This window comes from Variovorax sp. FW305-3-2-15-B-LB1 (genome assembly GCF_058787635.1).
In genome coordinates this window covers 49,442-63,319 of the sequence record NZ_JBYSZY010000023.1, presented here as the reverse complement: position 1 = coordinate 63,319, position 13,878 = coordinate 49,442, and the positions used below count along the sequence as shown (strand labels likewise).

The window sequence follows — 13,878 nt, the reverse complement described above, 5'->3', positions numbered from 1 at the left end:
TTTCCATGACCGCCTTGTCTGTCGCCGCATGGCCGGCGCGCGGCCGCCTGCTCTTTCCGGGCGTGCTCGCCTGCGCGGTGGTCGCCGCCGCGTCCACCTTTTTGTCGCAGCACTACGGTGCGCCGGTGATGCTGTTCGCGCTCATCCTCGGCATGGCGATGAACTTTCTTTCGGCCGAGGGCCCGTGCAAGCCCGGCATCGAGTTCACCGCGCGCCACGTGCTGCGCTGGGGCGTGGCGCTGCTCGGGTTGCGCATCACGGCCGCGCAGGTGGTGGCGTTGGGCTGGCACCCGGTGCTGCTGGTGGCGGTGTCGCTGGTGCTGACCATCGGCGTGTCGATGGTCGTGGCGCGGCTGATGGGCTTCAACGTGCTGTTCGGCCTGCTCAGCGGCGGCGCCACCGCGATCTGCGGCGCCTCGGCCGCGCTGGCGCTGGCCGCGGCGCTGCCGCCGCATCCGCTGAAGGAACGCGCCACGCTGTTCACGGTGGTGGGCGTGTCGGCGCTGTCGACGCTCACGATGATCGCCTACCCCCTGATCGCGCGCGCCCTGGGCATGGACGCGCACACGGCCGGCGTGTTCCTGGGCGCCACCATCCACGACGTGGCGCAGGTGGTGGGCGCGGGCTACGGCATGTCGCAGGCCACGGGCGACACGGCCACGCTGGTCAAGCTGATGCGCGTGGCGGCGCTGCTGCCGGTGATCCTGTTCGCCGTGATGTTCACGCGCGCCACCGGCAAGGCCGTGGGCGGCCAGCGCCCGCCGCTGCTGCCGTGGTTCGCGGTGGCCTTCGCCGCGCTGGTGGCGCTCAACAGCACGGGCTGGCTGCCGCCGTCGCTCGCCACCGCGGGCAGCGACCTGTCGCGCTGGTTCCTGGTGGCGGCCATGGCCGGCATCGGCATGAAGACGCAGCTGCGCGAGCTGGTCGACGTGGGACTCAAGCCGGTGGTGCTGATGGTCGGCGAGACCGTCTTCATCGCCGCGCTGGTGCTCGCGCTATTGCGCTGGGCGCCCTGACACGCAGCCCCACGACGACAGAGACGACAACACACACAACAACCCGGAGACAAGACCATGAAGAAGAAGACCCTCATCGCCGCCGCGGCCACGACCCTTGCTGCCGGCAGCGCCCTCGCCCAGTCCTCGCTCACGCTGTTCGGCGTGATGGACGCGGGCGTGAGCCACTACCGCACCACCAGCAGTTCGTACAACCCGCTGCGCCCGGCCGAGCTGCGCCAGAGCCAGACCGTGCTGTCGCCCTCGGGCAATGCGTCGAGCCGCATCGGCTTTCGCGGCACCGAGGACCTGGGCGGCGGGCTGGCCGCGAGCTTCTGGCTGGAGGCGCCGCTGAGCAACGACACGGGCAGCGGCATCACCAACTTCGGACGCCGCTCCACGCTGAGCCTCAGCGGCCCCTTCGGCGAAGTGCGCCTGGGCCGCGACTACACGGCCTCGTTCTGGAACGACGCCGTGTTCGACCCCTTCAGCGTCAACGGCGTGGGCACCAACCTGATCGCGGTGGTCAACAGCAACATCGCGGCCTCGCGCGCGCTGGCCACGGGCGGCCTGCTGAACGGTGGGCTCTCTGCCGGCACCGACAGCTACCTGCGCACGAGCAACGCCATCAGCTACTTCCTGCCGCCGAACCTGGGCGGCTTCTACGGCCAGGTGCAGTACGCGCTGCACGAGAACACCAAGGTCAGCAATACGCCCGACAGCCCTTCGCAGCGCGGGCGCTACGTGGGCGGTCGCATCGGCTGGGCCAGCGGCCCGGCCGACGTGGCGCTGGGCTACGGCGAGAGCACGCTGGCCAGCGCCGCCGCGCAGAGCGAGAAGATCAAGAGCCTGAACCTGGGCGCCTCGTACGACTTCGGCGTGGTGAAGGTGTTCGGCGAATGGTCGCGCGTTCGCGACGTGCGCCACAGCGCCGCGCCCTTCGCCAACGGCGCGCTGCATCTGAGCGACCGCTACGACGGCCTCATGGCCGGCGTGAACGTGCCGCTGGGCGCAGGCGTGGTGCGCGCCTCGTATGCGCGCGTGCGCTTCGTCAACGGCCTGGGCCTGCCCGACGGCAATTCGTCGGTGAACAAGCTGGCGCTGGGCTACGTGCACAACCTCTCCAAGCGCACGGCGCTGTATGCCTCGGTGGCGCGCATCCACATCGCCAACGGCCGCAACAACCCGACGGTGATGGGCGTGACGCCGCTGGTGCTGAGCCTGCCGGCGATCTTCCCGCAGCCGGCCTACGCGACCACCAACGGCATGCAGCCGCACCGTGCGCTGGGCTACGACGTTGGTATTCGCATGGCCTTCTGAGCGGTTGACGACAGCGGCGGCGCCCCCGCGCCGTCGCTTCGGTGTGGCACGATCCACGGATGCTCCAACCGTCCCGCCGCATCCCGTACCGCACCTGGCCGGGCGCGCTCGCGATCCTCCTGGCCATTGCCGCGTACGTCGGCGGCCTCACCTTCTGGAACAACCACACGCCCGGCAGCCGGCCGCTGCCCGCGGGCGAGACGGTGTCGGTCGCCCACGCGCGCTTCGAGCCCGCACCGGGCTGGCAGATGGACGTGTCGCGCTCCAAGGCCGGCCAGTCGCTCATGCTCTTCAAGGGCGGCCACAAGTTCCTCGTGACCACGCGCCTGTGGATGGGCGGGCCCGACGGCCCGATGGTGCGCCAGCAGCGGCTCATGGAGCGCGGCCAGGGCCTGACCGTCGAAGGCGACGTGTCCGACTTCGTCACCGGCTGGGGCCTGCAGGGCAAGACCTTCGCCTACTACGGCGCCAAGCTCGCCGGCCGCTTCTGGCAGGTGGTCGACACGCCGCGCCGCTCGCTGGTGCAGATCGACGTGTACGGCCCCACCGACGGCTTCAACGAAGCGCTGGCCGATGCCCGCAGGATGCTGGACTCGATGGACCTGGAGGCACCGCTGTGAGCACGACCACCGAAGCCGCCGTTGCCACGCAGGAAGACGCCGACTGGCCGATCGGCACCGACTCGTTCTTCCAGCCGCAGCGCGCCGCCTTCTGGCTGCTCGCGGCGCTGATCCTCAACGGCCTGTTCTACACGGTCTCGATGTTCTCGCTGGGCTTTCGCGTGGTGCCCGTCACCGCGCTGCTGGGCCTGCTGGTGTGGGGCGGCTACACGGCGGCCTTCGTGCTGTTTTTCCGCACGCTCGACCTGCTGGAGCAGCACCCGCCCGAGGCCTACGTGCTGGCCTTTGCGTGGGGCGGGCTGGGCGCGGTGTACTTCGCGGCGCCGGCCAACATCGCCATCCAGAGCCTGTGCGCCAAGCTGGTGTCGCCGGAGTTCGTGGCGGCGTGGGGGCCGGCCATCGCGGGGCCGATCACCGAAGAATTCCTGAAGCTCGCGGGCGTGATCCTGCTGGTGCTGATCGCGCGCAACCAGTTCGAAACCTACCTGTCGGTGCTGATCGTCGGCGCCATGGCCGGGCTGGGCTTCCAGGTGATCGAGAACCTGAGCTACACGGTGAACAGCGCCGTGAACTTCCCGCTCGAGAACCAGGTGTACCCGGTGCTCTACCACCTGCTGATGCGCGGGCTGCTGAGCGGGCTGTGGAGCCATGCGGCCTACACGACCATCGCCTCGTTCGGCGTGGCGTGGTTCCTGCTGAACCCGCAGCGCTCGATGGCGGCGCGCATCGGCTGCGCCCTCTTCTACTTCGCGCTGGCGTGGGCGATGCACTTCATCTGGAACTCGCCGCTACTCGAAGACCGCTTCGACGACGGCTTCGTCGGCATCGCGCTGCTTCTCATCGTCAAGGGCATCCCGGTGGTGATCGCCGCCGCCTTCGTCTGGCGCGCCGCCGCGCGCGAGAACGGCACCTACCTGCATGCGCTGGCCGCCTACTTCGTGCCCGAGCGCGAGCTGATCCGCGACGACGAATGGGTGCGCCTGGGCGCGCCGCTGCTGCGCTACCGCGTGCGCCGCGACATGGGCAAGGAATTCGGCAAGCGCGCCCGGCGCCTGAAGGCACAGCTGCAGCGCGAGCAGCTGCGGCTCATCCTGAAGGCCGGCACGCACGGGCGCGGGCCGCAGACGCGGCGCCATGAAGTCGCGGTGCGGCGCCTGCGGGCCGAGCTCGATCTGCTCACCCGGCCGCAGGCCTGAAGGCCCGCTGCGCTTACTTCGCCGGCAGGTACAGGCGCGGATCGACCGCCTTGCCGCGGTAGCGGATCTCGAAGTGCAGCTTGGCGCGCCCGCCTTCCGCCGGGCCGATCTCGGCGATCTTCTGGCCGCGCTGCACGCGCTGGCCCTGCTTCACGCCCACGGTGCCCACGTTGGTGTAGATCGACATGTAGGAGCCGCCGTGGTCGACCATGATCACGCTGCCATAGCCGCGCATCGTTTCGGTCGCGGCCACCGAGCCGGCGCCGATCGCGTGCACGGGCTCGCCGCTGCTGCCGCCGATGTCCAGGCCCTTGTTGCTGTTGCCGTTGAAGCCGGCGATGACCGCGCCCTGCGTCGGCCAGCCCCAGTCGCTGCGCCGCGAGGCGGGCGGCACCACGGGGTCGCGCTCGCGGGGTGCGGGCGCGGGCTTGGCTTTTTCTGTACTGCCGCCGCCGCTGCTGCGCGGCGGGGGCGTGGCAGCCCCCGTCGCGGCGCCGCCGGGCGGCACCACGCGCAGCACCTGGCCGGCTTCGAGCTGGTCGGGGTCCTTGATCTGGTTCCAGCGGGCGATCTCGGCCGTCGTCCGGCCGTGCCGCTGCGCGATGCGGTAGAGCGTGTCGCCCGTCTGCACGACGTACTCACCGGGGCCCGCCACCGGCGTGCTGGGCGTGGTGGAGCATGCGCCCACCAGCAATGCCGCTGTCAACGCGGCGCACGCGCCCCATCTTCTCCCTGTCACAACCACGCGCTGAGTCCTTTCTGATTCATCCGGATCGCGCGACCTCGCGGGGCGAGGCGCGCCTGAACAATCCGGCAAGGCTACCAGCAGTCGTTGCGCGGACATTGCGTCCGCGGGAGCGTCCCTATTTCTTCGGCTGCAGCAGCTGCTGCAGGTTGGCCATGTTCTCGTTCAGGCGGTCCTGCACCACCTTCCAGCTGTTGTTGCGCGCCTGCGCTTCCAGCTGCGCCAATTCGCGGAAGTTGTCGACGGCCTGCTGCACGCCGCGCTGCGCGACCTCAGCCTGTTTGGAGATCGCGTCCTTGCCGGTGGCGTCCTTCAGCGCGTCCTGCCACTGGGCCAGCGTGTCGCGCAGGATCTCGCCGCGCCGCTGCGCCAGCGACTGGATGCCTTCGTAGGCCTGACGGTTGGCCTCGGCCAGGGCCTCCATGTCCTTGCGCTGCCACTCCACGAGCGCACCGACGTCCACGCCGGGCAGCTTGAGCTGCTCGATCAGCTTGCTGAAATCTTCCATCGACGGCAGCGCCGTGGGGAAGAGCGGGTTGGCGTTGGCTGCGGTCTTGCTGGTTGCCATGGATCGAATCTCCTTGTGTGAATGAAATAGCGGGTCACAAAAAATCAGGCCGGTGCGAACTGCGTGCGCCCGGCGGCGGCGGGCCGCATCACGCGCAGCAGCACCACGCCGGACAGCAGCCACAGCCCGATCGCCAGGAACATGCTGTTGTCCGAACTGCCGGTGGCGGTGGTGATCCACGCGGTGATCACCGGCATCACGGCGGGCCCGAGGTTGCCCAGGCTGCTGATCAGCGCAATGCCGCCGGCCGCCGACTTGCGCGGCAGGTACTCGCTGATGGCCGCGAAGAAGATTGGCGTGTTGGCCGACTGGCCGATGCTCATCACCGCGAGGCCCGCCAGCGCCAGCACCAGGTTGCCACCGCTGAAGACGGCCACGAGCAGGCCCGCCGAGGCCAGCGCCACGCAGAAGAAGAAGTGCTTGCGCCGCTCCAGGTGCTTGTCGGAACTGCGTCCGACGAACACCATGCCGACGGCGCCGAAGACCGCCGGAATGGCCGACAGCAGGCCGACCATGAACACGTCGCCCACGCCCCAGTTCTTGATGAGCGTGGGCACCAGGAACACCAGCGTGTAGTTGGCGCCCAGGAACAGGAAGTACACGAAGGCCATCGTGAACACCTTGGGGTCGCGCAGCAGCGCCCAGAACGAGCCGTGCGAGGCGGTCTCCACCGCATGCGGCTCGTTGTCCAGGTGATGGCGCAGCGCGACCTTCTCGGAGGGCGTGAGCCAGCCGGCCTGCTCGGGCTTGTCCTTCAGGTAGAAGAACGCGACGATGCCCAGCACCGAGGCCGGCAGCCCCTGCACCACGAACAGCCACTGCCAGCCATGGTGGCCGCCCAGGCCGTTCATGTACTTCATGATCCAGCCCGACAGCGGGCCGGCCAGCAGGTAGCCGATGGCCGTGGCCGTCATGAAGATCGAGATCACCTTGCAGCGCCGCGCCGAGGGGTACCAGTAGGTGAGGTACAGGATGATCCCCGGGAAGAAGCCCGCCTCGAACGCGCCCAGCAGGAAGCGCAGCACGTAGAACTGCGTCGTGGTCTCCACGAACATCATGGCCGAGGCCACGAGCCCCCAGCAGAACATGATGCGCAGCAGCGTCTTGCGCGCGCCGATCTTCTCGAGCATGAGGTTGCTGGGCACCTCGAAGAGAAAGTAGCCGATGAAAAAGATGCCCGCGCCCAGCGCATAGGCCTCGTTGCTGAAGGCCAGCGTCTGCTTCATCTGCAGCTGCGCGAAGCCGATGTTGATGCGGTCGATGAAGGCGACGATGTAGCAGAGGATCAACAGCGGCAGCAGGTGCCAGCTGACCTTCGAAAACAAAGCCTCGTCCGCCGCGTTGTACGGCGCGCGGGCGGGGGCCTGCGCAGAAGTGGGGGTCATGGTCTTGCTTTCCTTTGAGGGTCGGTCGGTGAAGGAATCGGCGGGAAGGCTAGGCCGCGGCGGCGGCGCGCTTGCCCTTGGCAGGAGCGGCCGGCTTGCGCGGCGCGCGGGCCTTCTTGCTGGCGGGTGCGGCCGCTGCAGCGGTGGCACGCGGCTTGGCGGCGGCCGGCGCCTTCACGCGGCGCGGGGCCTTGGCGGGCACGACCTCGGCCTGCGCCTCTTTCGCGACCGCCGGCTTGGCCGCGCTCTCGACGCTGGGCAGCCGCTCGATCTGCCGCAGCGCCGCGCGCAGGTGGCCGATCAGCTCGTACGACTCTTCCTGCGACAGGATGCGGCGGCAGGCCGTGAGGCCGAAGTCGAGCGAGCCCGCGTAGCTCTGCACCGTGATGTTCAGCGCGCTGCCGTGGTACGGGATCGACACCGGATAGAAGTGCATCATCCGCGCGCCCGCCACGTAGAGCGTGGCGCCCGGCCCCGGCACGTTCGAGATCAGCACGTTGGCCGCGGGCGGCACGCGGCGCGCCAGGTTGGAGCGGCCGTACAGCGACGCCAGGCTGGTCATGAGCCAGGGCGAGCCGGTGATCGGCATGTCCACGCCGAGCACGGGCTTGAGCTCGCGCACCACGGCCTTGGCCGCCTCCGACGACGCATGGATCGCCTTGAAGCGCTCGGCCGCGTCGCCGATGTCGGTCGCCAGGTCGACGCGCACCATCGACACCTGGTTGTTCATCGAGTCGTCGCCCTCCGCGCGCAGGCTCACGGGCACGCCGGCGATCAGCGCTTCCTTCGGCAGCAGGTTGCGCTCCTTCAGGAAGCGGGCCAGCGCCTCGCTGCACATCGCCATCACGATGGTGTTGACGGTGCCGCCCACGCGCTTGCCCAGCGCCTTCAGTTCGTCGAAGGGCAGCGACATCGTGCTGTACGAGCGCTGGTTGGTGATGGCGTCGTTGAACATGCTCTTGGGCGCCATGCCCAGGCTCAGGCGGCGCTCGCCCTTGCCGGTCTGCTGGCTCGCCAGCACGCTGCCGGCCGCCGTGAGGGCGCGCGCGGCCGCCGGCAGCAGCTCGGCGAGCTTGCGGTACTGGCGCGCCGAGTTCGACACCGCCGCCTGCAGCAGCTCGGCCACGCCCAGCTGGTAGTGGCTGCCGCTGCCGCGCTTGCGGCGCGCGGGCGGCACCTCGCGCATCTGCGCCGTGGTGTCGTAGAGCACCTTGGCCAGCTCGGTGCCGGCCTTGCCGTCGACGCCGCTGTGGTGGGCCTTGGTGTAGAAGGCCACCTGGCCGTTCTCCAGGCCCTCGATGACATACATCTCCCACAGCGGGCGGCTGCGGTCGAGCAGGCTGGAATGCAGGCGCGCCACGAGGTGGTGCAGCTGCTCCATGGTGCCGGGGCGGCGCAGCGTGAGGCTGCGCACGTGGTAGTCCAGGTCGATGTCGTCGTCGTCGATCCAAACCGGCTCGGCCAGCTCGAAGGGCATCTGCGCGAGCTTGCGCGTGAGCACCGACGCCAGGTGCAGCCGCTTGCCCAGCATGCCCTTCACGTCTTCGTAGTAGTCGCCCCGGTAGCCCTCGGGCAGGTCCAGGAGCATGAGGCTGCCGACGTGCATCGGCGTCTCGGGGGTTTCAAGGTGCAGGAACGACGCGTCCATGCTGCTCAGGTGGTCCATGGCGTGGCCTCTTTCGTCGGTGGGATCGGTGGGAATTGGGAAATGCGCGCTCAGGCGGTGGCCGCGGCGACGGCCTGCTTGCGCAGCTCTTCGTCCACGAGGTCTTTCTTGGAGAGCTTGCCCACCGCCGTCTTGGGCAGCGCGGCGCGGATCTCCAGGGCCTGCACCATCTCGTGCTTGCCCACGCGCTCCTTGAGAAAGCTTTGCAGGGCCTTGATGTCGAAGGCCTCGGCGCCGGGTTTGAGCGTGACGAAGGCCTTGGGCGACTGGCCGCGGTATTCGTCGGGCACGCCGATCACCGCCACCTCATGCACGGCCGGGTGCTGGTAGATGGCCTCTTCGAGCACGCGCGGATAGACGTTGTAGCCGCTGCACAGCAGCATGTCCTTGCAGCGGTCGACGATGAAGACAAAGCCGTCCTCGTCCATGTAGCCCACGTCGCCGGTGCGAAAGAAGCCGTCGAAGGTGGTGCTGTCGGCCGTGGCCTCGGGCTTGTTCCAGTAGCCCTTCATCACGTTGGGGCCCTGGATGCACATCTCGCCCTTCTCGCCCAGCGGCACGTAGCGCGTGGGGTCTTCGAGGTCGAGCATCTTGATGACCACGCCCGGGTGCGGAATGCCGCACGAGCCCGCCTTGCGCTGGCCGTGCGCGGGCGAGAAGGTGCCGGTGGGCGATGTTTCGGTCATGCCCCAGCCTTCGGCCAGCCAGGTGCCGGTGATGGCGCGGAAGCGCTCGCCGACCTCCATCGGCAGCGGCGCGCCGCCCGAGTTGCACAGCTTGAGCGAGTGCAGGTCGTACTGCGGCGTGTCGGGGTCGCCGATCACCGCGGTGAACATGGTGGGCACGCCGCAGAAGGTGGTGAGCTTCTTCTCGGCGATGTCGCGCAGCGCGGCCTTGGGGTCGAAGCGCAGGTGCTGCACGATCTCGGCCGCCAGGCGCACGCCCAGCAGCAGGTTGACCGTGAGCGCGTAGATGTGAAACGGCGGCAGCACCGCGAGCAGCCGCTCGGTGCCCATCTGCAGCACGGGCGGCGTGCCCGACTGCGTGATCACCACCTGCTCGCAGGCCGACGACAGGTTGGCGTGCGTGAGCATCGCGCCCTTGGGCAGGCCGGTGGTGCCGCCCGTGTACTGCAGGATGGCCAGCGCCTCGCGCGGATCGCCGAGGGGGTGCGGCGTGTAGCGGCCGTCGTTGTCGAGCAGGTCGGAAAAACGCAGGTGGTGCTCGTCGCCCAAAATGTCGACCGTCTCGTTCTTCGCCTTCATCAGCGCGGCCACCTGCTCGGGCGCGCCCGTCATCTCGGCGAGGTTGCCGACGATGAGCTTCTTGAGGCGTGTCTTGCCGAGCATGGCGGCCATCTGCGGGTACAGCGCCGCCAGGTCGAGCGTGATGAGGAAGTCGGTCTGGCTGTCCTCGATCTTGTGCTCGAGCACCTTCGCCGCATCGAGCGGCGAGTAGTTGACCACCGTGCCGCCCGCCTGCAGCACGCCGAACAGCGCGACCAGGTAGTGCGGCGTGTTGGGCAAAAACAGGCCCACGTGCACGCCGGGGCGCACGCCCAGGGCCTGCAAGCCCTTGGCGGCGCGGTCGACCAGCGCGCCGAGCTCGCGGTAGTTCAGCCGCTTGCCCATGAAGTCGATGGCCGGCCGGTCGGGAAAACCGGCCACGGCGTCGGCCAGGATCTGCTGGACCGAGGTGGGCGTGATCTCGTGGTCCCACGCCACGCCTTCGGGGTAGGAAGCCAGCCAGGGCTTGCTGTTCATGTGCGTCTCCAGGAAGTGAATGAGTGGGTTGGTGATGCGGCGCGTCAGGCGGCCTTGCGCACGTCGCGGTGCGGATCGAGGTACAGCAGGCGGCGCAGGCCTTCGCGACGGAACGGCTTCCACTGGCCCTCGGGCTGCGCGAGCCGGTCGGCGATGGCATAGAGCACCACCGGGTTGTGGCCGAGGCCGCAGTGGCTTCCCTCGACCTCGATGTTTTCCGAGGTCGCGGTCTCGCGTTCGCGGCAGCCCTGCCAGGCCACGATGCCGTCGCTGCGGCTGTAGATGGCGCTGGCCGGCACGGGCGGCGGCGTGCGCATGCGTTCGCGCTCGGGCCAGTCCTCGACCTTGCGCTCGCTCACCATCTCGTACAGCCGCCACGCGTTGCTCGCGCGCGGCTCGCCGGCGAACGGGCTGCCGAGCGTGATGACGCTGCGCACCTGCGAAGGCGCGCGCCGTGCCAGCTCGCGTGCGAACACGCCGCCCAGGCTCCAGCCGACGATGCTCACCTTGCGCTGGTAGCGCTCGTGCAGCTCGGCCAGACGCTCCTGCATCTGGTCTTCCACGCCGGGGCGCGGACCGAAGTTGGGGCCGAGCTTCCATCCGTGCGCGCGGTAGCCGCGGTCGCGCAGGAAAGCGCGCAGCGGTTGTGTCGAGGCATCGCTTGCCGAGAGGCCGGGCAGCACGAGCACAGGATGCCCGTCGCCCGCGGGCGCCATGCGCAGCATCGGGGCCATGGTGAAGAACGCGGACAGCTCCGCCACGGCGCGCCACTCGAGCATCAGCAGGCGGCGGGACGGCGGGGCCATCGAAGAAGATTCGGTCATGGTCATCTCGGGAGTGAAGGGAAAGGGAAAGAGAAAAAAAGAGAGGCGAAGAAAAAGCCCGACGTGCAGACGCGATGCACACGGCTACCCGGTCGGGCGGTCGTTCGAGAGAGGATCGAGGTCGGGGAAAAGGGGTGAAGGCGCCGCGCAACGGCGACGCCCGGCCTGTGCGGCGGCACGCATGCATGGTGTGAACCCGCCGCGTACGTCCAGTCCGTGCCGGGCATGCCGGCACGCGCGAGGTGCATCCATGTTGTTGTCTCCTGTCGGCCTCGTCCGGGCCTTCAGCGAGGCTCGGATCGGGCACTTTGTTGTCGTTGCTCTGGGCGCCATCTTTTCGCGGCGACGTCGACAAGGAAAGGTGCGATGCGACCACTTCGCGGTGATTTCGGGACGCGCATTTGAACGACGCGCAGGCGCGACTCACAACTGCGAACAGATGTGTGGATCGACGGCCACGCGAACGCCGCACGACGGCGCGCGCGTGCGAATCAGCGGTGATTCACGATGCCCGATGCGGTATCGCGCAGGCGCGGCTCAGGCCTTCGCCGCGCGGTAGTCCTGCGGGCTGCGACCGGTCCAGCGCACGAAGGCGTGGCGGAAGTTCGAGGCGTCGCTGTAGCCCAGCCGCTCGGCGATTTCCTCGGTGGTCATGCGCGTGGTGCGCAGGTACTCGATGGCCAGCACGCGGCGCACGTCGGCCAGGATGCCGCGGTAGGTCGTGCCTTCGGTCTCGAGGCGTCGGCGCAAGGTGCGCGGATGGATCGACAACTCCGAAGCCATCGGCTCGATGGTGGGAAAGCGCCACGGCATGTGGTCGATCAGCGTGCGCCGCACCACTGAAGAGACACCGCCCGAGCGCGGCAGGTCGGCCAGCACCTGCTGGCACATCTCGCTCACCATCGCATGCGTGACCGAGTCGGGCAGCCGCGAGGGATGGCCCACCCACGGCGAGCCCACATGCAGTTCATCGCGCGGCTGGCCGAACGCCACGGGGCAGCCGAACAGCGTGCGGTAGGCGCTCAGGTCGTCGGGCTCGGCAAAGCGCACGTGCAGTGCGGAAAGACCGAACGACGGACCGAAGAGATCGCGCCCCAGTCGAAGGTGCACCGCAAAGGCGAACTCGAGCGCGAAGCGGTACAGCGGGTCTTGCGGGTCGGACGACAGCAGCACCTCGTAGGGCAGCACCGCCGTGCCGCCGCTGCAGGTGTACGACACCGGCCCGGCCACGGGGCCCATGACGCGGTTGTACTTGATGGTGAAGTCCATCAGGTCGGCATGCGTGGGGCTGCTCAGCAGCCCGTAGCCGTACATGCCGTAGGCCGTGAGGTGCATGCGGATGCCCGCGCGAAAGGCGATGCTGGGGCCGGGCGCCAGACGCACCGCGTTGCGGAAGACCACGGCCGCCTGCTCGTAGGAAATCCGCGTCGCCGGTGCGCGCAGCTGGTCTTCCGTCAGGCCACTTCCGCTCAGGGTTTGTTCCGGTGCGATGCCTTCTTCGACCAGGGTGGCGACGATGGCTGCGACGCGCTGGGGTCCGTAGACGCGTGACGCGAAGTCGGGTGGCGAACGATGCACGACGATTCAATCCCTTCAGAACACATGCCTTCGATGGCGAGGCCGCCACTGGCCTCGCACTCCAAGGTCGTCGCAGGATATCGAAGCGTTCTGCACGCGCAGACTCGGAGTTTCCCGATAGCGCCAAATTGTCCCGAAGTCACTCCCGGTTGGTCTGAACGAACCTTTCTCGCTCCGGGGCCCCACGGAAAGATCGTCCACGAAACACCGTCCCGGCCGCAGGGCACAAAGCGCAACGCGCGACGGTTGCCTTTCGCTTCTCTTGCTTTCTCTCCCCTTCCTTTTCACCGCCACGCCCCATGCAACGCGACCCCTCCTCCCCTTCGTTCGCTTCGTCCAACGGCATCGAGCTGGCCTACGACTGCTTCGGCGATCCGGCGGCGCCACCGCTGCTGCTCATCATGGGCCTGGGCACGCAGATGATTGCGTGGGACGAAGCCTTCTGCGAACGCCTGGCCGGTCGCGGCTACCGCGTCATCCGCTTCGACAACCGCGACATCGGACAGTCCACGCGCCTGAGCGCCGCGGGTATTCCCGACGTGGCCAAGCTGCTCGGGCAGGCACTGGCCGGCGTGCCGGTGAGCGCGAGCCAGGTGCCGTACACGCTGGCCCACATGGCCGACGATGCGGTCGGCCTGCTCGATGCGCTGGGCATCGATCGCGCCCACATCGTCGGCGCCTCGATGGGCGGCGCCATCGGCCAGGAGATCGCGCTGCGCCATCCGGCGCGCGTGCGCACGCTGGTGTCGATCATGGCCACCAGCGGCGCGCCCGACCTGCCGCCGCCCCAACCGCAGGCGCTGCAGGTGCTGCTCACGCCCACGCCGCTGGACCGCGACGGCTACATCGTGCGCCAGCAGCAGGTGATGAAGGTGCTGCGCGCCGGCTCGCATTCGGACGAAGAGGCGCTCGACGCCGCGCGCGCGGAACGCAGTTTCGAACGCGGCCTGCACCCCGCCGGCTACGCGCGCCAGCTCGCGGCCATCATCGCGTCAGGCAGCCGCAGGGAGCGGCTGGCGTCGCTGAAGACGCCGACGCTGGTGATCCACGGCGACGTCGATCCGCTGGTGCCGATCGAATGCGGGAAGGACGTGGCGCGCCACGTGCCCGGCGCGAGGATGGTGACCATCGAGGGCATGGGCCACGCGCTGCCGAAGGTGACGTGGGCGCCGGTGATCGATGCGATTGCGGGGCACGCGGTGGAGGGCCGCTGATCCA

The 13,878-nt window shown here is 69.1% G+C and carries 12 protein-coding genes; 5 read left to right on the top strand and 7 right to left on the bottom strand.

Translation table 11 applies throughout. The annotated features are described in order from the left end of the window. The first annotated feature begins 5 nt into the window (after positions 1-5). From AC3WQR_RS16325 to AC3WQR_RS16310, 4 genes are read left to right on the top strand one after another with little or no spacing between them, the layout of a single operon-like run. A complete protein-coding gene (locus AC3WQR_RS16325) occupies positions 6-1,016 on the top strand; it encodes a YeiH family protein (RefSeq protein WP_369645936.1) in 1,011 nt (336 codons plus the stop codon). Positions 1,017-1,073: 57 nt separating this feature from the next. Beyond that, positions 1,074-2,315: a porin gene (locus tag AC3WQR_RS16320; protein ID WP_492742769.1), complete on the top strand. Its 1,242-nt coding sequence runs from the start codon at positions 1,074-1,076 to the stop codon at positions 2,313-2,315. Positions 2,316-2,374: 59 nt separating this feature from the next. Further along, positions 2,375-2,935, top strand: coding sequence for a hypothetical protein (locus tag AC3WQR_RS16315; protein WP_062482400.1), 561 nt, complete (start codon positions 2,375-2,377; stop codon positions 2,933-2,935). After that, positions 2,932-4,131: a PrsW family intramembrane metalloprotease gene (locus AC3WQR_RS16310; protein WP_492742767.1), complete on the top strand. Its 1,200-nt coding sequence runs from the start codon at positions 2,932-2,934 to the stop codon at positions 4,129-4,131. Before AC3WQR_RS16315 ends, AC3WQR_RS16310 begins: the two co-directional genes overlap by 4 nt. A 13-nt stretch (positions 4,132-4,144) precedes the next feature. Here AC3WQR_RS16310 and AC3WQR_RS16305 read toward each other — a convergent pair whose 3' ends face one another. The 7 genes from AC3WQR_RS16305 to AC3WQR_RS16275 form a co-directional block, all read right to left on the bottom strand. Beyond that, positions 4,145-4,819 (bottom strand): peptidoglycan DD-metalloendopeptidase family protein, encoded by a 675-nt coding sequence (locus AC3WQR_RS16305; RefSeq protein WP_492742766.1) that lies wholly within the window; start codon positions 4,817-4,819, stop codon positions 4,145-4,147. Between the two features lie 175 nt (positions 4,820-4,994). Beyond that, the gene (gene phaP, locus AC3WQR_RS16300) at positions 4,995-5,444 is read right to left on the bottom strand and encodes a TIGR01841 family phasin (RefSeq protein WP_062482377.1); all 450 of its coding nucleotides are present in this window, start codon (positions 5,442-5,444) and stop codon (positions 4,995-4,997) included. A gap of 44 nt (positions 5,445-5,488) precedes the next feature. Continuing rightward, positions 5,489-6,829, bottom strand: a complete 1,341-nt coding sequence (locus tag AC3WQR_RS16295) for an MFS transporter (RefSeq protein WP_492742765.1) — start codon at positions 6,827-6,829, stop codon at positions 5,489-5,491. A 49-nt stretch (positions 6,830-6,878) separates the two neighbouring features. Then, positions 6,879-8,495 carry a wax ester/triacylglycerol synthase family O-acyltransferase gene (locus AC3WQR_RS16290; RefSeq protein ID WP_492742763.1) on the bottom strand — a complete coding sequence of 539 codons (1,617 nt, stop codon included), beginning with the start codon at positions 8,493-8,495 and terminating at the stop codon, positions 6,879-6,881. A gap of 50 nt (positions 8,496-8,545) precedes the next feature. Continuing rightward, positions 8,546-10,258 carry a long-chain-fatty-acid--CoA ligase gene (locus AC3WQR_RS16285; RefSeq protein WP_492742762.1) on the bottom strand — a complete coding sequence of 571 codons (1,713 nt, stop codon included), beginning with the start codon at positions 10,256-10,258 and terminating at the stop codon, positions 8,546-8,548. Between the two features lie 44 nt (positions 10,259-10,302). After that, positions 10,303-11,082, bottom strand: a complete 780-nt coding sequence (locus AC3WQR_RS16280; RefSeq protein WP_095948796.1) for an esterase/lipase family protein — start codon at positions 11,080-11,082, stop codon at positions 10,303-10,305. Positions 11,083-11,619: 537 nt separating this feature from the next. Next, the gene (locus AC3WQR_RS16275; protein ID WP_139702671.1) at positions 11,620-12,660 is read right to left on the bottom strand and encodes an AraC family transcriptional regulator; all 1,041 of its coding nucleotides are present in this window, start codon (positions 12,658-12,660) and stop codon (positions 11,620-11,622) included. Between the two features lie 299 nt (positions 12,661-12,959). Between AC3WQR_RS16275 and AC3WQR_RS16270 the strand changes: the two genes are divergently transcribed. Beyond that, positions 12,960-13,874: an alpha/beta fold hydrolase gene (locus tag AC3WQR_RS16270; protein ID WP_492742760.1), complete on the top strand. Its 915-nt coding sequence runs from the start codon at positions 12,960-12,962 to the stop codon at positions 13,872-13,874. Positions 13,875-13,878: the final 4 nt, after the last annotated feature.